The organism is Paenibacillus sp. J22FR83 (genome assembly GCF_059691955.1).
In genome coordinates, this window is the sequence record NZ_JCAUAM010000016.1 from 120,144 (window position 1) to 139,542 (window position 19,399).

Here is a 19,399-nt window from a genome sequence, read left to right on the forward strand (position 1 = left end):
CCACTAGGAGAATGATAATCATTATCATTGTGGATGTCAACAACATTTTGTAGGATAGTGACAACTTTTTTCGCTATATAGGAGTTATCTATCAAGCTTATAGTTATTATATCTTGGAACTATGACGTAATCCGTGCTAAAGTACGTTATGAGGGTAAGACATTAGCAAACTAATGCGGATAATGACAAGAGGTGACTGGTATGAGTAAAAAGACAATGTTCGAGAAGATTTGGGATAATCACGTTATTAACCAGGAAGATGGCAAGCCTAGCGTTATTTATATTGATTTGCATCTAGTACATGAAGTAACTTCACCACAAGCTTTCGAAGGGCTTCGTATGTCCGGTCGTAAAGTTCGTCGTCCTGATTTAACTTTCGCAACGATGGATCATAACGTACCAACGAAAGATCGTTTCAATATTACAGATCCAATTTCGAAGCAACAGATCGATACACTTTCACAAAACTGCCGTGATTTCGGCGTTACACTTTTTGACCTGGACAGCCTAGATCAAGGTGTTGTTCACGTTATGGGGCCAGAACTTGGTCTTACACACCCAGGTAAAACAATCGTATGTGGCGACAGCCATACTTCAACACACGGCGCTTTCGGCGCACTTGCTTTCGGTATCGGAACAAGTGAAGTTGAACACGTTATGGCAACACAAACACTTCAACAATCCAGAGCGAAATCCCTGGAAGTTCGTATCAATGGCAACTTGAAGCCAGGCGTTACTGCGAAGGATTTGATCCTTGGTGTTATCGCAAAATACGGCACAGACTTTGCAACAGGTTATGTTATTGAGTACACAGGCGAAGCGATCCGTGGTCTTTCCATGGAAGAGCGTATGACTGTTTGTAATATGTCTATTGAAGGTGGAGCTCGTGCTGGTCTAATTGCTCCTGATGCAACAACATTTAACTACCTGCGTGGTCGTGAATATGTACCTCAAGGTGCTGATTTTGACGCAGCGGTAGCTGAGTGGTCCAATCTTGTAACAGATGAAGGCGCTGCGTATGACTGGGTATTGGAATTCGATGCAGAAACGTTGATTCCACAAGTTACCTGGGGTACGAGCCCTGGTATGGGAACAAGCGTTACTTCCTTGGTTCCAGATCCACAAAGTTTCGAAACAGAGAACGAACGTAAAGCTGCTGAAAAAGCACTTGAATATATGGATTTAACACCAGGAACACCAATGACAGAATTGAAAGTGGATTATGTCTTTATCGGTTCTTGTACAAATGGACGTATCGAGGATCTTCGCGCAGCAGCTAAGATTGCGCAAGGATATTCCGTAGATCCAAGCGTAACAGCAATTGTTGTTCCAGGTTCAGGGCGTGTTAAAATTCAAGCTGAAAAAGAAGGTTTGGACAAAATCTTCTCCGACGCTGGATTCGAATGGCGTGATGCAGGTTGCAGTATGTGTTTGGCGATGAACCCAGACGTGCTTCAACCAGGTCAACGTTGTGCATCCACATCCAACCGTAACTTTGAAGGTCGTCAAGGCCGCGGCGGACGTACGCATCTTGTTTCCCCAGCAATGGCTGTTGCTGCAGCGATCAAAGGTCATTTCTACGATGTTCGTGACTGGGAAATCAAAGAATACCAACAAGCTTAATTTCTAATTGAAAAAATGTTTATGATGCTAGTTTTGCTGTAGCAAAACTTTAAGGAGAATGAGAACATGGAAGCTTTCAAACAACATACAGGACTTGTAGGCCCTGTTGATCGTGTAAACGTAGATACGGATGCAATTATCCCTAAGCAATTTCTTAAACGCATTGAGCGTTCAGGTTTCGGTCAATTCCTTTTCTTCGAGTGGAGATGGGATGAAGCGGGTAACGTGATCGAGAATTTCCCATTGAATCAAGAGCGTTACCAAGGAGCTTCCGTTCTTATTTCCAGAGCTAACTTTGGTTGTGGATCATCCCGTGAGCACGCGCCTTGGGCAATTCAAGATTTCGGATTCCGCGTTATCATCGCACCTTCCTATGCAGACATTTTCTACAACAACTGTTTCAAAAACAGCATTCTGCCAATCAAATTGTCGGAAGAGCAAGTTGAGGATCTATTTAGGCGTACTGCGAAGCACGAAGGATACAAATTGAATGTCGATCTAGAAAATAAAAAGCTGACTGATGATTACGGTCTTGAAATCCAATTTGATTTGGATGAACACCGTCGCCAATTCTTGCTGCAAGGTTTGGATGACATCGGATTGACACTTCAACACGAAGCGAAAATCACGGCATATGAGCAAGCTCACCAAAAGCGTTTAGCTTACAAATAAGCAAATGGCAGAAGACGTATCCCAAGGGGATGCGTCTTTTTTTGTTTTCGTTTTAAAGTTTTCTACATAAATCTTGCAACTTTTGGCAATTTGCTTCGTCTAATAGATTACTAGAATGTCGAAGTAGAGGAGGTTGTGCTGTCAGGTAGAGGTTAATTTTGCTATAATATATAAGGAACTTGATAGTTTCGTAGAATTTGCTGATTGGTTGCGTTCCTACATCCCCCGAAATCCCCCAATTCCGACATTACATAGAGGTGAATGATGAAATTTCCTGCATTTTGTTTGTTTTTGCTAGCATGTTTATTGCTGCTGCCTACTACCGCCCTTGGAGCCGAAGCGCCAAAACCGATTAAGCTTTATATGAATGAGAAACAGCTCGAAGTCGAAGGTGTTCAACCGCGCATTGTGAATGATAATACAATTGTACCTGTTCGAATAATCGTTGAACAAATTGGTGCCAAAGTCAGTTGGGACGAAGCTACAAGTAAAGTAACCATCGTGAAGGATAAAGTGAATATCCAACTCGTGATCAACAATGTAACTGCACTCATTAATGGTAAGAAAGAAACATTAGAAGTAGGTCCTAAGATAGAAAATGGCTCTACCATGCTTCCACTGCGTTTCATCGGTGAAGTATTGGGTATTGAATTTAAGTGGGATGGTGCTACATCATCTGTACATATGTTCAAGCCAACGGAATCAGATTCAAAGCCAGTAACAGGTCCTGTTGAAGTTGACGTACCTGACAGTGGTACTTCAAATCCAGAGACCAAACCACCGGGAACTAAGCCTTCTACGGGGACGGGTACAGGCAACGGATCTGGAACAGGTACAAGCCCAGGGAGTGGGTCAGGAACAGGAACAATCAAGCCAGATCCATCTGTACATGTGATAACCTCTATTTCACTTTCTGAAACAGAGCTAACAGTTGTTGCAAAGGATGGGACCATAAGTCCGAAAGTTTTAACGTTATCGAATCCTTCGCGTCTCGTGTTTGATTTCCCTAACACCATATTGGACGAATCCCTGCAGAAGCTTCTTGTTAAAAATTCCGGAGAATTACCATCCAAACAACCGTTAGTATCCAAGGTGCGGTTTTCAAATTTCAACGATAATCCAGCTACAGTACGAATTATTTTGGATTTGAACGCGCCAACAGAGTATCAGACAATTCCTTCTAAACTTACTAATCAATGGAAGGCTTCGATTGGCGAGAGGAAATTAACTGTTATTATTGATGCTGGTCATGGTGACAACGATCCTGGCGCACTCTCCATTACAGGGAAGCATGAGAAGGAATTTACCCTCTCTACAGCGAAGAAGGTAGAGGCACTATTAGCGAAAGATAAGCGGATGCATGTTATGATGACCCGTTCTGATGATACTTTTATTCCATTAGATGATCGCGTTTCTTTTGCCAATGATATTTCAGCAGATCTCTTTCTATCCATTCATGGGAATAGTGCCAAAGCAACTGTATCAGGAACGGAAACATACTATAACAGACCAGAGAGCTTAGATTTCGCCAATGTAATTCATAAGTACGCTGTTCCAGCTACTGGCTTTGCTGATCGAAAGGTTCGTCAAGCTGATTTCCGCGTTATTACCAAAACGAGTATGCCTGCAGTCTTGCTTGAAGTTGGTTATTTGTCCAATAAGAATGATGAATCTGCGATGTACAAAGAGGCATTCCAGGACAAATTAGCTGCTTCACTTGTAGCCGCTATTAAGGAATATTTGGACCTTAAGTAAATATGTAGACCATCAAGCGGATCAAAATAGGCTAGCCTGTCTAGGCATAATGCTAAGGAGTGAAGAAGATGAACAAAACAAGACGCCTAGTTCAAGGAGCACTCCTTGTAAGTGCCATCACATTATCGGTTACAGCTTGTGGCCAGAAAATGCAATTATCTGGGGCTGCTACTACGGCACCGCAAACAACATCTGCACCGATTGCAACAACGCCTACACAAACGGCTACACCGAAGCCTTCAGTTGCACCTCTGAAACAGTTGCAAGTGAAAGCTTACTACAGTGACCAAGAAGAGATGAAACTCGTTGAGAAAGTGGTTACCGTGAGCGTAGAGAAGGATTCGGAAGCGTATGAAGCAGCACTTAAAGCACTTCAGAAAAGTGAAGATCCGAAGGCAGTTCCCTTATTTGATGATATGAAATTTAACAGTGTGAAATGGGATGCTGTCAAAGGTGAAATGAAGTTGGACATGACATTTGGTCCCAAAACACAATTAGGTGCTCCTGGGGAAGAGTTATTCCTACAAGCATTGAAGAAAACGATTTTCCAATTCCCAGAAGTAAAAACATTGTATGTCCTTAAAGATGGTAAGCAAGTAGATAGTTTGATGGGACATGTGGAGCTTCCTTACCCAATTAAACGTCCTACTAATTAGGAATTGAAGAGGAGTTAATTTAGATTATGAAAAATAAGCAATTGGCGAGTGCTATCGTAAGCTCTCTAATCATCACAAGTCTAGCAGGTACGCCAGTCCTTGCAGCATCCGTGAATAATTCAACGACTTCGACAACTTCAACAACAACCTCGAACTCGAATGTTCGACTATCATTTGACGATGTAAGTAGTAATTATTGGGGGATTCGCCACATTTCCAAGCTCGCCTTGGAAGGGGTTATTGAAGGAGTGGGTGATGGCATCTATTCACCGGAAACTTCAGTAACACAACAAGATGTGCTTATTATGGCTACACGGATGATGGGTCTACAATCAGAAGTCGATAACTTGAAATCTGATACCGTTTTTCCAGGATTCTTATTAGTTGATAACTATGCACGCAACTATGTAGACATCGCTGAAAAAAAGGGCTTAATTTCGTGGGAACAAGAGAAATTGAGAAACCCAGGGGCTACTACAGCTGTTAAATGGGGACAACAAAAAGCGACGAGGGAATGGGTTGCAGAAGTCGTCATTCGCGCTATTGGTAAAGCTTCAATTGCGCAAAGCTTATCGAGTAATGCAACTTCTTTCACGGACAATTCACAGATTAGCAGCAGTGCACTAGGTTTCATCAATGCAGCTGTAGCTTTGAAAATCGTAGATGGATTCGAAGATGGATCTTTTCAACCGAAGGGCGCGGTCACACGTGCACAAATGGCTGCCTTCTTAAGCCGTTCTCAGAAGGATTCGACTACTTTACCAGAGCGCGCTAAGAAGGGTTATATGACTAGCTTAACGAGCGAAAGCATTGGCCTCATGGATAAAGACGGAAATACAAGTACGTATAAGATTTCGTCGAATACCGTCTTTTTCGGAAACAAGAATGATCTAGCTATTTCATCAAAAGAATTGCAAGAAACATATGAAATCTCTATTGTTCAAGTAAATGGTACAGCATATTATGCGGAAATCCTAAGTGATAAACTGCAAATGGATATTCATGAAGGTCAGTTATTAAAGCTTAATATTGCTACGATGAAAGCAACCTTAGACGATTATGAAAGTTATGATTTAGCTTCGGGTGTTACTGTAACAGATGCTGATGGGCGAGGACTTAGCTTGGGTGAAATCGTTACAGGAAGCACGATCCAAATTCGTAAAAGTCAGCTTGTAGACAGCGACAAATATACATCTATTATTGTGAAACAAGTACCGGTGAACAAAACAGCTCTAGGTGATATTCAGACGTTGAATAAAGAGGCTATGCAATTGACGTTACTTGCCTCCGAAACAGGTGAGCCTGAGACATTCGGTTTCTCCAGTAATGTCGTTGCGACACTTGCGGATAATACTTTAATTAGTGTAGATGCGATCCATATTGGCGATACGGTAGAGTACACGGTCAAGAATAGTGAGATTGTAAAAATTATCGTTAAGAAGCAAGCTGATGTTGGAACAAGTGTAGAAGGAACGTTCAAACAATTTACGGACGATCATTCTACGATTTTGATCAATAAAACATCGGGCAAGACAGTCGATGCCTTTGAATTGAGTAATAATGTCAGTGTTGTTATTGATGGTTTAACTAATGCAAGTATTTATGATCTGGCTGCTGGTGACCAATTAAAGCTGGACGTGCTGAATAATAAGGTTACAACGATTACGGTTATCAACCGATCGATTGAGAATTTATATTTTGCGAAAATTATTGATTATAAGGATTCATCTAAAATTTTAACCGTTACAGATAATGCTGGAAATCCAAATGCTTATATTTTAAATGATGGAATCACAATCATGTTTAATGGCAGTAAACTCCCATTTAGCTCTTTTAATAGTGTTTTTACTGCTGGTAAATATGTAGATGTCCTCGTTTCTAATAAAAAAGTTTTGAGCATTCAAATGTCCACTCAGTTAGATGGTGCTCTAACACAATTGAATTTACAGACTAATGATGTTACGTTAAAAACAGATAGTGGGCAAAGTTTGACGTTTAAACTGAACTTTACTCCCATTGTAGAAGTTGCTAATAAGCCGAACAGTACACTTGCTGATTTGAAAGTAGGAGATAAAGTAAGTCTTCTACTTAGCTATGATCAAACGACAGTAACTAAAATCGTCACAACGAATACGACAATTTATAAAACTCTACTAACCAATGCGAACTTGAAACAAGCTACGGTTATGGATACCAATAATACGAACTATACGATCGCATTAGATGGTATTTCATTAGTGAAAGCTGATGGTACTAGCGCAGTGTTCGCTGACCTAGCGATTGATGATTATGTGAAACTGACATTCAAAGGGCTGACGATCACGAAAGCAGAGTTGATAACTCCGATTCGTGGCAAAGTAACAGCTGTGAATGCAGCAGGTACAAGCTTGACTGTTCAAGATTTTACAGGTAAAAGCCAAGTCATCAATGCAGGCAGCAATTACAGCGTGAAAGTGAACGGTGGTGCAGACTTGAGCTTCTCCTCCATCAAAGTGGGGGATCGTGTTCAATTGATGAAGGATATCAATGATAAAATGCTTATCCAAGTCGCTACACTTTCTAAACGTGAGTTTGATCAATATAGCTCTACGCTGAACCAAGTGTATGTGAAAGCAACGAGTACAGATGCTCGTACAGCGTACAATGTATTCCCGAGAGCTTACTTCCATACGGGTTCCACAGTTGTACCGTTGACTTCTTATGTATCTGGTGATCAATTGAATTTGTATATCCTTGATAATAAAATTGTTGAGATTGAAAAGTAGAAAATTGAACAAATGTTAGGAGACAACCGTCTGTATTTGAGAAGATATTTATCTCAAACAGATGGTTTTTTCTGTTTTTCAAAAAAAAATGTTTATTTTTTAGAAAATGTTCGCATTTTGACGCTTTCAAGGATTGATTCTGTTCTAACAATTCGATAAACTGGAGAATATTACGACCCTAAGGAAGATTAGCTATGACACAGAAGACAGTAAGACATATTCTCGATACGATCGGTGAGCTATACCCGGATGCACATTGTGAGTTGAACCACAGTAATCCATTTGAATTAACGATTGCTGTATTGTTATCAGCTCAGTGTACGGATGAAACCGTGAATAAGGTTACTAAAGACTTGTTTGCGAAGTACACATGCCCTGAAGACTACTTGGCTGTTCCGTTAGAGGAATTGGAGCAAGACATTCGGAGGATTGGACTGTTTCGTAACAAGGCTAGTCATATTCATAAGCTGTGTCAATTGCTACTGGACAAGTTCGGTGGTGAAATTCCTGAGAAGCATGAGCAGTTAGTTGAATTGCCAGGTGTTGGACGTAAGACGGCAAATGTCGTTGTATCGAATGCTTTTGGCGTGCCGGCAATTGCTGTGGATACGCATGTGGAACGAGTCTCTAAGCGATTAGGACTTGCTGGCTGGGACGATTCCGTGCTGGAAGTTGAAAAGAAGCTAATGAAGAAAGTACCTCGAGACGAATGGACGCAAACACATCATCGACTCATATTCTTTGGTCGATATCACTGTAAGGCACAGAACCCCAATTGCACGTTCTGTCCATTATTGGACAAATGCCGTGAGGGGAAGAAACGTATGAAACCACAGCCAACTAGGAAAACTATTACAAACAAATGAAATGCTGACAAAGGATGGGATTGAAATGAAATGCATCGCCGTATATACGAATAGCTTCGAATTGTTCTCTGATATCTATGAGCAAGTTATCAATACACCGCTAGCTGATAATGAGGAAAAAGTCATTGAAGGTGTAACAGTCAGTGAATCCGGTGAGGTTCCTCAGAATTACATAGACAAAATGAAAACAAAATCCGAGGTTGTTGTGATGAAAGTGAAGGATTCGGATATTACGATTCTTCAACATCGTGACGTTTTTGAAATTTTCCTACCGGAAAAAGAAAAAATCGCCCTCACGTAAGTCCAGAATCTCCCTTTGGGAGATTTTTTTTCTGTATAGCTGAGAAGTAGTAAGAAAGAACAACAGATCATAGAGGAGCGGAATGAACGAATGACGCAATTAGTAGCAGGAAGCATCACGGTCATGCCGGATGCACTTAAGAAGATGGAGCAAGTGCTGGGTCATGCAGGTGATGGCGATAATGCCACGAAAATGGGGCAATTGCTAGATAAGCTGGATAGTGGACGGATGAATATTGCGTTCTGCGGGCATTTCTCTGCTGGAAAATCAACACTTATTAACCAGTTGTGCGGGCATGCCTTACTACCTTCGAGCCCGATTCCAACGAGTGCTAATATTGTTAGCATTCGGAATGGGCAACCAGGTGCGCATGTGACGCATCGTAGCCAAGAAGGGAAGGTCAACCAACAAGGAAAGGCTACAACCATCCCACTCAGCGAGCTAGAAGCATATTGTGTGAATGGAACGGATATTGAAACCGTTGAAATTACGTACCCGATCCCCTTCCTAGGCGAAAATACAGCTTTGCTGGACACTCCCGGTATTGATTCAACTGATGATGCGCATCATCAATCTACCGAATCCGCTTTGCATTTAGCAGATGTGGTATTCTATGTCATGGACTATAACCATGTACAATCAGAAGTGAATTTAGCATTTACGAAGAAAATGAAAGAGTGGGGAAAACCGCTCTATCTCGTTGTTAATATGATTGATAAACATAAGGAATGGGAGCTTCCCTTCGGGCAGTATCAGAGTGGCACGAAACAAGCTTTCTTAAATTGGGGTATTGAGCCTGATGATTTGTTGTTTGTGACGATGAAAGAGCCAACACATCCCCATAATGAGTACGCTAAACTGCAATGGCTGTTAAGCCGTTTAATTGAGCGTGGCGATCTCTTGCGAAGTTATAGTATTGATGCTTCTGCACGTTACTTGGCGGCCGAACATAGCAAATGGTTGGCGGAGCAGCATGAACCGCAGAAGGCAGAGTTGCTGGAGGCGATGAACGAGGAAGGCAATGTTGAAGACGTTCAAGCTTTGGCTGTAACCAAGCAAAGTGAGCTGAATACGTTGAATAACTTACCCGAAACATTGACGACCGTACTTCGCAAAGAAGTTGGCGCGATTATTGAAAATGCTAATATTACGCCAGCACTTACCCGAGATTACGCACATGCTTATCTAGAGAGTCGCAAGCCAGGATTTAAGGTTGGATTTTTCTCGCGCGCAGCACAAACGGCTGCGGAGCAAGAGAAGCGGCTAAACGCATTTCAGGCCGATTTGGCAGAACAAGTAGAAGCACAATTGGATTGGCATTTGCGCGATGCGCTGAAAAAGGCAGCAAACGAACAAGGCCAACATGATGTGGACTTAATTGCTCAGATTGAAGCGTTGAAAGTTGAAGTTACTGGCGCTTTGATCGGTTCGCAGGTGAATACAGGGGCGACGTTTGGCGGCGAGTATACGCTGAACTATATGAAGCAGCTTGCAGGTGAGCTGAAGCTGCAGTACCGCAAACTGGCGTTTGCGGTGATTGACATCATCGCGGCCGCGGTCCGCGATAATTCACGTGCAGCCGCCGCTGCGTTAGCGGCTGAGCTGCAAGCCCTCAGCGGCCGGCTGAGCGCCAGCCGCGAGCTCGCTCGCCTCGAGGAAGCCGAGGCGGCGGCAGAGACCCAGCTGCTGCGCATGGCCAGCTGGGCAAGACCTTCTGCGCCGGCGCTGCCGGATGCGCAGCTTTTCACGGCCATGGAGGAGCCGGCAGCAGCCCCGCAAGGCGGGGCTAACCTGCACGTGACCTCCATGGGCACGATTCTGCAAGCCGCCGCGAATGCGACGGCGGCAGCAGGCACGGACTCGGCTGGCCCCGCGGTGGCAGCCGAGCAGCCGTCATCCGTGTTCACCTCGGGTGAACACGGCAAGCGCATGGAGCGCAAGGCCGCCGACTTGCAGGCGGCCTCCGCGCTTATCGACGGGCTGCCGTCGATGCGGTCCCTTGCACGCGCCATGCGCGAGAAAGCGGACCGTCTGCGTCAGCGGACGTTCACGATTGCGCTGTTCGGAGCGTTCAGCGCGGGTAAATCGTCGTTCGCCAATGCGTTGATTGGCGAACGGGTATTGCCAGTGTCGCCGAACCCGACTACGGCGGCAATCAATAAGATTATGCCGCCAACAGAAGGCTGGCCGCATGGCACGGCTAAGGTCAAGATGAAGAAGGCAGACGCAATCTTGGAAGATGTGCTGTACTCGCTTCAGATTCTTGGCGTAGAGGCGTCCGATATGACTAGCGCTTTGAAGCGAATCAGTCAGCTTTCACCTGCGGATGTGACAGCCAAAGGAAAACCGCACTTCTCTTTCCTGAAAGCCGTTGAGAAAGGTTGGGAAGCAGCCTCAGGTCAGTTGGGTAGCGAACTTCGGATTACAAAAGATGAGTTCTCAGGTTATGTGGCGGAAGAACATAAGTCCTGCTTCGTAGAATTTATTGAATTATACTATTCCAATCCACTGACGGATCAAGGTATCATTTTCGTCGATACACCTGGGGCAGATTCGATTAATGCTCGACATACTGGTGTCGCTTTTAACTATATCAAGAATGCAGATGCTATCCTTTTCGTCACTTATTATAACCATGCCTTTTCCCAGGCAGATCGTGAGTTTCTGCTTCAGCTTGGTCGTGTTAAGGATAGCTTTGAAATGGATAAAATGTTCTTCATCGTCAATGCTTCTGATTTGGCGGCAAGCTCGGAGGAGCTTGCGGGGGTTGTGAAGCATGTGGAAACGAATTTAGTCCAACATGGCATTCGCCATCCGCGAATTTATCCAATATCCAGTTATTTGGCGGCTGAAGGGAAAATCAATGGCAACGAAAGCCTAATCGCACAATCAGGGATTCAGCCATTTGAACAGCAATTTGTTCAGTTTACTCTGAATGAACTCAGTGATGTGGCTATTCATTCGGCTAATCTAGAGCTTCATCGAGCAATTAGCACCATGCAGAATTGGCTGGAACGAGCACAATCAGGTGAGGAAGAACGTAGACAACAGCTTATTATGTTGGATAAGTCGGAACAACAAGGCTTAGATCTACTGGATGACACACGCTATGATGCTGAACTGAAGGAATTGAAAAAAGAAATTCAAGAATTGATGTACTATGTCAAACAACGAACGATGTATCGCTTTGGCGAGCTCTATAATTTCGCGTTCAATCCATCCACGTTCCGTGATGAAGCTAAGGATCCGAAAGTAGCCATTCAATTCGCATGGAATGAATTATTACGTATGATTGGGCATGATTTATCCCAAGAAGTACTTGCTACGACACTGCGAGTAGAAAATCGGATGAATCTCATCTCCACCAAACGTATGAATCGCTGGGGTGAGGAGCTGAGCTTGCTGCTAGAAGGCTTTGAGAAGGCTTCTTATGAGTCTAATACGTTTGTAACGCCTGAGGTAACAACGAAGCTAGAGGCATCGGAAGTAAGCCTGAAGCTGCTTCAAAGTTATTTCAAGAATGCCAAGCAATTTTTTGAAGGGGATGGCAAAAGTAAGCTAAAAGCAGAATTAGAGAATCGGATTAATGCGCCGGTCAGTGCTTTTATCGAAACGCAAACGCTAGAACTTGAACGAGCTTACGGCGTACAGCTAGAAAATTGGTTGATTTCTCAGAAATCGATCATGGAACAACAGGTGAAAGAGCATGCAGAAGGGCTTCGAGATGCACTCCAAATGAAGATTGATTTGGATGAACTTATATCTAAACAGCATCAGTTAAAGGCGTTTGTTTAGCTATTAAACAAAAGGGTGACTAGGTTCTTCGGAACTAAGTTGCCCCTTTTTTTGGATTGCTCATGTAAGGGCTTTCAATGGCGGGTATCCCGATGATTTAAAAGAATAGGGGGGATTACTACACGAATTTGTGAATTTATGCCTAATTAAGCGTTTAAATCCGAGTATCCTCGAATTGCTCACATATAGTGATGGTGTTAAGATTCATAAAGTGTTCACACATTATAAGCGTTTCAAATCTATCCTTTTAAGGAGGGCCCAAAGTGGATGTATTCAGGCAACTGAAGCCATATTTTTGGCCAGAGAAAAAACTGTTTTTTGGAGCAATTGCATGTCTTGCAATCGCTACCGCGCTCGGCTTGGTGTATCCCAATTTACTTCGGTATCTGATTGACGAAGTGATCACCAAGAAGCAATTTGACTTAGTTCCACGATTGGCACTATTTGTTGTTATTGTCGTTTCTATGAAAGGGATGTTCCAGTTTCTACATGGTTTGTGCGGGGGTCGCTTAGGAAACCGTGTTGCATACCACTTACGGAATGCGCTGTACAACAAGCTGCAGTATTTATCATTTCAGTACTATGATCAAGCGAGAACAGGAGATCTGATGTCAAGATTGACAGCCGATCTAGAAGCGATTCGCCAGTTTATTGGCTTTGGCTTCGCACAGATTCTGAACGTTTTGTTAATGCTTGTTTTTGGTATGGCGATGATGTTCTCTATCAGTTGGAAGTTAGCTTTACTTACAATGATTACGATGCCATTTCTAGCATTTACTGCTGTTCGCTTTGAAGGTAAAATTCACCCGGCTTTCCGGATGGTGCGTCAGTCTCTGAGCACGATGACGACTGCTGTTCAAGAAAATATTACAGGCGTTCGGACCGTTAAATCTTTTGCTCGCGAACCGCATGAAATTACCAAGTTCGCAGAACGCAATGAAGATTACAAGTCCATGAATATTGGATCGTCAGGGATTTGGGCGAAGTACTTCCCGATCATGGAGATTCTAGCGAACTTGAGTGTCGTTATACTACTTGGTGCTGGCGGTTACATGGTTATTGATGGGTCGATTTCACTAGGGGATTTGGTAGCATGCTTTAGTCTTATTTGGTACATAATCGGGCCGATGTGGGGACTTGGTTTTCACATTAATAACTTTACACAAACAAAAGCTTCTGGTGAGAAAATCCTTGAGGTTCTGCATCACTATATGCATGTCAAAGATAGCGATACCGCTGCGGCCTTGACCAAGGTTGATGGTCATGTAACTTTTGATCACGTAACGTTCGCTTATCCAGAGAAACAACCAGCGTTGTATGATTTTTCATTAGATGCCCCTCCAGGTTCCGTTATTGGTCTTCTAGGAAGCACGGGTTCCGGTAAAACAACGGTGATCTCGCTCCTCATGAGAGCTTATAATGTCAAAGAAGGCAAGGTAATGCTCGATGGGAAGGATATTCGTTCCTTACAGATAGAAAGCTACCGTAGCCAGATTTCAACAGTTTTTCAAGAAACGTTTCTATTTTCTTCTACAATTCGCAATAATATCGCTTACGGTCGCAAAGATGTGACGATGGATGAAATTATTCGGGCTGCGAAACTAGCAAAAGCGCATGATTTCATTTCGGAACTTCCTGAAGGCTACGACACCTTAGTTGGTGAACGGGGACTTGGACTTTCAGGGGGACAAAAACAGCGTATTGCGATTGCCAGAGCTTTGATCAAAGATCCGAAAATTCTCGTACTAGACGACGCCACAAGTGCAGTTGACATGGAAACAGAGCATGAGATTCAAGCTGGTTTTGGTGAAGTTATGGCAGGTCGAACAACGTTCATTATTGCCCACCGAATTTCTTCATTGAAACACGCGGATGAAATCATTGTCCTGGATAAAGGTCGCGTCATTCAACGAGGTAAGCATCAAGAATTACTGCAGCAAGATGGCTTGTACCGTCAAACGTATGATATTCAATATGCGGATGGTCCACAAACCCAAACTGCTCAAAACCAAGCAGCGGTTACTCGAGAAGAGGGGACTTCTGCAGACTCAGAAGTTTCCGAAGGCAATCCAATAACCCATTCCTCCAAGCCAGAAAGAAGGTTGGCAAATTGAGTACTCCATCGAAACAAGCTGAGGCGGCTGCGCCGAATCCAGATTCACAAACAGGCCATCGCTTCGTCTATCAAGATGATGAACTGATCGAAAAGCCGTTTGACTGGGGCCAATTAAAACGCTTGTTTGGCTATATGAAACCTTATCGTAAACAAATGCTGCCTATTATTATTACAATGATGCTATTAGGTGCGATTACGAAGTTGACAGTACCACTACTCATTAGTAAAGCAATTGATAATGCAATTATCCCAAAAGATAAGAATCTGCTCTTTCTCATTGTTGGCATCATGCTAGCTGTTTATCTCATTCAATGGTTAGCCAATACATTCCGCATTAAGTTTACCAATATGATTGGACAACGGGTTATCTATGATCTTCGCCATGACCTTTTCAGTCATATTCAGAAGCTCTCATTCCGATTCTTCGATACACGACCAGCGGGATCAGTCCTTGTTCGTGTTACGAACTATGTGAATTCCTTACAGGATTTATTTACGAACGGTGTTGTCAACTTATTGATCGACGTTGTTCAACTTGTAGGTATCATCATTATTTTGCTCTCATTTAATTTTAAATTAGGTGCTTCGATCATTGTAACGGTTCCGATTATGTTTATCATCTCGACGAAACTGCGGACCAAAATCCGCCGCTCATGGCAGGATGTTACGATGAAGCAATCCCGATTGAATGCCCATTTGAATGAGTGTATTCAAGGGATTAAAGTGACACAGGCTTATACACAGGAGAAAGAAAACATTCAGTTCTTCTCCAAAATGAATATGACCAATCGATTGTCTTGGAACCGAGCATCCATGCTGAATCAATCCTTTGGACCTCTTATTGAAATTACAGGTGCGATTGGGTATTTTATCTTGTTCTGGTTAGGCGCCCATTTGATTCAAACGGGAGAAATCAGCGTTGGTTTACTCGTTGCGTTTGCGACTTACATCGGTTATTTTTGGGAGCCGATTACACGTTTGGGGCAAATGTATTCGCAGTTGTTGATTGCGATGGCTTCGGCGGAGCGGATTTTTGAATTCATGGATGAGAAACCAACGGTTGCAGAAATCGAGGGTGCCAAAGATTTACCTACAGTACAAGGAAATGTGAAGTTCAAAGATCTTGTATTCGAATACGAGCCAGGACGTCCAGCATTGAACCGAATTAACTTGGATGTAACTGCCGGACAATCTATCGCTTTGGTAGGTCATACCGGATCAGGGAAAAGTACGATTATGAACTTACTTTGTCGCTTCTATGATCCTAACGAAGGGGTAATCGAAGTCGATGGGTACAACATTCGTAACGTCACAATTCACAGCCTTCGCTCTCAAATCGGGGTCGTCCTGCAAGATACGTTTATTTTCTCCGGTTCGATCCGTGATAACATTCGATTCGGTCGCCTAGATGCAACGGACGATGAAATTGAGAAGGTAGCGAAGGCTGTTCATGCACATGACTTTATCTCCAAGTTGCCTAATGGCTACGATACAGAGGTGCAAGAGCGCGGTAACGTCCTATCAATGGGGCAGCGCCAATTGATTTCGTTCGCCAGAGCATTGCTAGCCAATCCTCGCGTACTTATTCTGGATGAAGCGACAGCCAGTATTGATACGGATACAGAGCTCAAAATTCAAGAAGCGCTGAAGACACTATTGGCGGGTCGTACTTCCTTTATCGTCGCACATCGCTTGTCAACGATTCGCAATGCGGACAAAATTGTTGTGCTAGATCACGGACGGATGATGGAAATTGGCAATCATGATGAGCTTATGAAGGAGCAGAAGATTTACTACGGTTTGATCCAAGCTCAGTACAAATTTTTACAAGACGCTGTTTAAGAAAAGAAGAAGCTGCTTAGCCACTTGATTGTGGTTGGGCAGCTTTTTTCTTTGTGGTTACGAGAAAGTGTACACCTTTAAATACGCTCAAACCGCATTCACATCCCGTAAATTCATCTAATCTGTCCAATGTTTGCAAAATTTGACGAGAAGCTATACTCTTAAATTGGAAATATGCCAAAGATTCGCAGGAGGGGACAGCATTGAAATCATCTCGCTTCATCTGGGGTGCCATTGGTTTGACCGCGTCAATTTCTACGATTGTTTTCGCTGTTGGCTTTGCGTACGCGGCGAATCAAATATGGTTTCCTAAGGCGTCTGGAGACTTGCAACTCGCGACTCCGGCACCTACGAAACCATCGGTTATTGAAAGCAGCTCTAAGCTGCAAATTGTCGCTTTAGGAGATTCACTGACAGCTGGAACTGGCGACAATACAGGCAAAGGTTATGTTGGACGTGTGCGTGAGAAGCTGGAGAAAGCAAGTGGTAAGCCAGTCTTTGTACTTAACAATCTCGCTATTCCCGGTTACAAAAGTGATCAATTACTTACTGATTTAGCATTGAAAAAAACACAAGATGCGCTAGCGCAAGCCGATATTATTTTGCTTACGATCGGTGGAAATGATATTTTTGCAGGAGGGGAAGGGCTCTTTAAAGGTGATAATCAAACTGAATTTAATCCAGAGGCAGCTGAGAAACGAGTAGATCCAGCACTAGCCAAAATGGAAAAGATTATTGCGGCCATCAATCAAGCCAATCCCAAAGCAACGCTCTTATATATCGGTTTATATCACCCTTTCCTAGATCTTGATCCATCAAGACAGGGTTCTTTAACCGTGCAGCGCTGGAATAACGGTGTGTTTAAACTGACGAATCAATACCCGCAGATGCTCATTGTTCCTACCTACGACCTATTTGATCAAAATTTGATCAAATATTTATCATCTGCTGATCATTTTCATCCGAATGGGGATGGGTATGAGCGAATCGCAGATCGGATCGTCCAAATTTTAAAATAGGGAGGACATGGTATGGCTATAGCTGCAACGCCTAAAATTGTTTTATCTGTCAATAATCTTAGAAAAAGCATCAAAAACAAAGAGATTATTAAAGGCATTTCTTTTGACGTATACGCTGGCGAAATATTTGGTTTCCTTGGGCCTAATGGCTCAGGCAAAACGACGACCATTCGTATGCTCGTTGATTTAATTCGCCCTACGGAAGGGACTATTCATATCTGTGGATTTGATGTACATAAAGAACATGATGAAGCGATGCGAAAAGTGGGTTGTATCGTTGAAAATCCTGAGCTTTATTCCTACCTGACAGGGTGGGAGAATCTCGAACATTTCGCTCGCATGCTTCCAGATGTGGATGAGAATCGGATTCGAGAAGTCGTGGAGATTGTTTCGATGGATGCACGTATTCATGATAAAGTAAGGACCTATTCCCTCGGGATGCGTCAACGTTTGGGGATTGCTCAGGCTTTATTAGGGCGACCAAGTCTTCTGATTCTGGACGAGCCTACTAATGGGCTTGATCCGCAAGGTATCAAAGAAATGAGGGAGTTTATACAACGATTAGCAGCGGATGGACTGAGTCTATTCGTTTCAAGTCATTTGCTTAGTGAACTTCAGCAAATGTGTGATCGTGTAGCGATTATTAGTCATGGTGAAGTCATTCAAGTAGGAGCTGTAGATGAACTCATTGCACAAGGTGGCAGGGTCGTATGGACGGTTTCACCAGGTGAAGAAGCGTACCGCGTACTGCAATCATCTGAGGTTGTGCTTTCAGCGATCTCCGTTGAGTCGGAAAGCCTAACAAACTTACCTCCAACGGTTAAGCAGATTTCAACGCAGATGAATCAAGAAGACATTCCTAAGCTAAATCAACTCCTTATCGAAAAGGGAATTAGTTTATATGCCGTAGAAATTAAAAATCCAACACTTGAAGATTTGTTCTTGCGTCTAACTGAAGGGGAACGAATTGAGTAGGAGAAGGTGAATGAATTGACAGGACTCTATGCTTTAGTTAAAAATGAAATGATAAAAATGATTAAGAAAAAGCGATTTTATGTCATTCTACTTATTCTTCTTGCTTTAATTCCCATGTTCACTTATGCTCAAATGCGAGTTGCTCAACATACGCAGAAGCAATTTGGTACATCGGATTGGAAGGCAGATCAGCGGCAGAAAGTGACCGATTGGGAGAAACGCCTCAGTTCTGCACGAACACCAGATGAATGGAAGCAGCAATTGCGAGTTCAAATTCAAATTGCGAATTATTATTTAGATCAAGACGTGAATCCAAGTTCGCCGAATGCGGTTACATTTACACGTGAATTTGTGAAAAATGCTGTAGGATTATTTATTCCGTTGATTATTATGGTCATTTCAGCAGATATCGTATCATCCGAGCATTCTACGGGGACTATTAAATTATTGTTGACAAGACCGGTCAGGCGTTGGAAAATCCTATTGAGTAAATTAATTACCGTGATCTTCTTTACCTCACTGACTGTGTTGTCGACGGGATTGATATGCTACTTGATTTCTGGCGTTGTATTTGGTTACAACGGATGGAACATGCCGATCTTCACAGGCATACAGTTATCAGGGGCAGATGTCGATTTTAGTCGTGTCCGCGCCGTGGATCAATGGTTCTTTCTCTTGATGGAATTCGGCTTAGTATGGTTTACAGCAATCGTCGTAGCGATCATGTCGCTTATGCTTTCTGTACTAATTCGATCAACCGCAGCAGGTATGGGGGTCATGCTTGCCGTATTAATATCAGGAACCATTTTATCGAACATGGTTTCTTCGTGGGAGACGGCTAAATATTTGTTTATGGTCAACTTGGACCTAACCAAGTATTTGACTGGAGGCATCCCACCGATTCAGGGAATGGATTTAGGGTTCTCGCTTAGTGTACTAAGTGTATGGACCATACTAGCGCTTATCGTTTCGTTTACGGTATTTTCGCGCAAAGATATTTTAAATTAGAGATCA

General features: G+C 43.1%; 13 protein-coding genes. All 13 read left to right on the top strand.

Annotated features, from left to right (window positions below):
- Positions 1 to 201: 201 nt before the first annotated feature.
- Positions 202 to 1,623 (top strand): 3-isopropylmalate dehydratase large subunit, encoded by a 1,422-nt coding sequence (leuC, locus tag AC58PV_RS26460; protein WP_497435630.1) that lies wholly within the window; start codon positions 202 to 204, stop codon positions 1,621 to 1,623.
- A gap of 66 nt (positions 1,624 to 1,689) precedes the next feature.
- Positions 1,690 to 2,295 carry a 3-isopropylmalate dehydratase small subunit gene (gene leuD / locus AC58PV_RS26465; protein ID WP_497435631.1) on the top strand — a complete coding sequence of 202 codons (606 nt, stop codon included), beginning with the start codon at positions 1,690 to 1,692 and terminating at the stop codon, positions 2,293 to 2,295.
- Positions 2,296 to 2,556: 261 nt separating this feature from the next.
- Positions 2,557 to 4,050 carry an N-acetylmuramoyl-L-alanine amidase family protein gene (locus AC58PV_RS26470; RefSeq protein ID WP_497435633.1) on the top strand — a complete coding sequence of 498 codons (1,494 nt, stop codon included), beginning with the start codon at positions 2,557 to 2,559 and terminating at the stop codon, positions 4,048 to 4,050.
- 68 nt (positions 4,051 to 4,118) lie between these two features.
- Positions 4,119 to 4,706 carry a GerMN domain-containing protein gene (locus tag AC58PV_RS26475; RefSeq protein ID WP_497435634.1) on the top strand — a complete coding sequence of 196 codons (588 nt, stop codon included), beginning with the start codon at positions 4,119 to 4,121 and terminating at the stop codon, positions 4,704 to 4,706.
- A gap of 26 nt (positions 4,707 to 4,732) precedes the next feature.
- Positions 4,733 to 7,471, top strand: coding sequence for an S-layer homology domain-containing protein (locus AC58PV_RS26480; protein ID WP_497435635.1), 2,739 nt, complete (start codon positions 4,733 to 4,735; stop codon positions 7,469 to 7,471).
- Positions 7,472 to 7,665: 194 nt separating this feature from the next.
- A complete protein-coding gene (nth, locus tag AC58PV_RS26485; RefSeq protein WP_497435636.1) occupies positions 7,666 to 8,337 on the top strand; it encodes an endonuclease III in 672 nt (223 codons plus the stop codon).
- A gap of 25 nt (positions 8,338 to 8,362) precedes the next feature.
- Entirely contained in the window at positions 8,363 to 8,638 is a 276-nt protein-coding gene (locus tag AC58PV_RS26490) for a hypothetical protein (protein WP_028554377.1), read from the top strand.
- A gap of 90 nt (positions 8,639 to 8,728) precedes the next feature.
- On the top strand, positions 8,729 to 12,433 hold the full coding sequence (locus AC58PV_RS26495) for a dynamin family protein (RefSeq protein ID WP_497435638.1): 3,705 nt from the start codon (positions 8,729 to 8,731) through the stop codon (positions 12,431 to 12,433).
- Positions 12,434 to 12,696: 263 nt separating this feature from the next.
- Entirely contained in the window at positions 12,697 to 14,547 is a 1,851-nt protein-coding gene (locus tag AC58PV_RS26500) for an ABC transporter ATP-binding protein (protein WP_497435639.1), read from the top strand.
- A complete protein-coding gene (locus tag AC58PV_RS26505) occupies positions 14,544 to 16,391 on the top strand; it encodes an ABC transporter ATP-binding protein (RefSeq protein WP_497435640.1) in 1,848 nt (615 codons plus the stop codon). Before AC58PV_RS26500 ends, AC58PV_RS26505 begins: the two co-directional genes overlap by 4 nt.
- A gap of 203 nt (positions 16,392 to 16,594) precedes the next feature.
- Entirely contained in the window at positions 16,595 to 17,410 is an 816-nt protein-coding gene (locus tag AC58PV_RS26510; RefSeq protein ID WP_497435642.1) for a GDSL-type esterase/lipase family protein, read from the top strand.
- Positions 17,411 to 17,422: 12 nt separating this feature from the next.
- The gene (locus AC58PV_RS26515; RefSeq protein ID WP_497435644.1) at positions 17,423 to 18,385 is read left to right on the top strand and encodes an ABC transporter ATP-binding protein; all 963 of its coding nucleotides are present in this window, start codon (positions 17,423 to 17,425) and stop codon (positions 18,383 to 18,385) included.
- Positions 18,386 to 18,400: 15 nt separating this feature from the next.
- The gene (locus AC58PV_RS26520) at positions 18,401 to 19,393 is read left to right on the top strand and encodes a DUF2705 family protein (RefSeq protein ID WP_497435646.1); all 993 of its coding nucleotides are present in this window, start codon (positions 18,401 to 18,403) and stop codon (positions 19,391 to 19,393) included.
- Positions 19,394 to 19,399 lie beyond the last annotated feature (6 nt).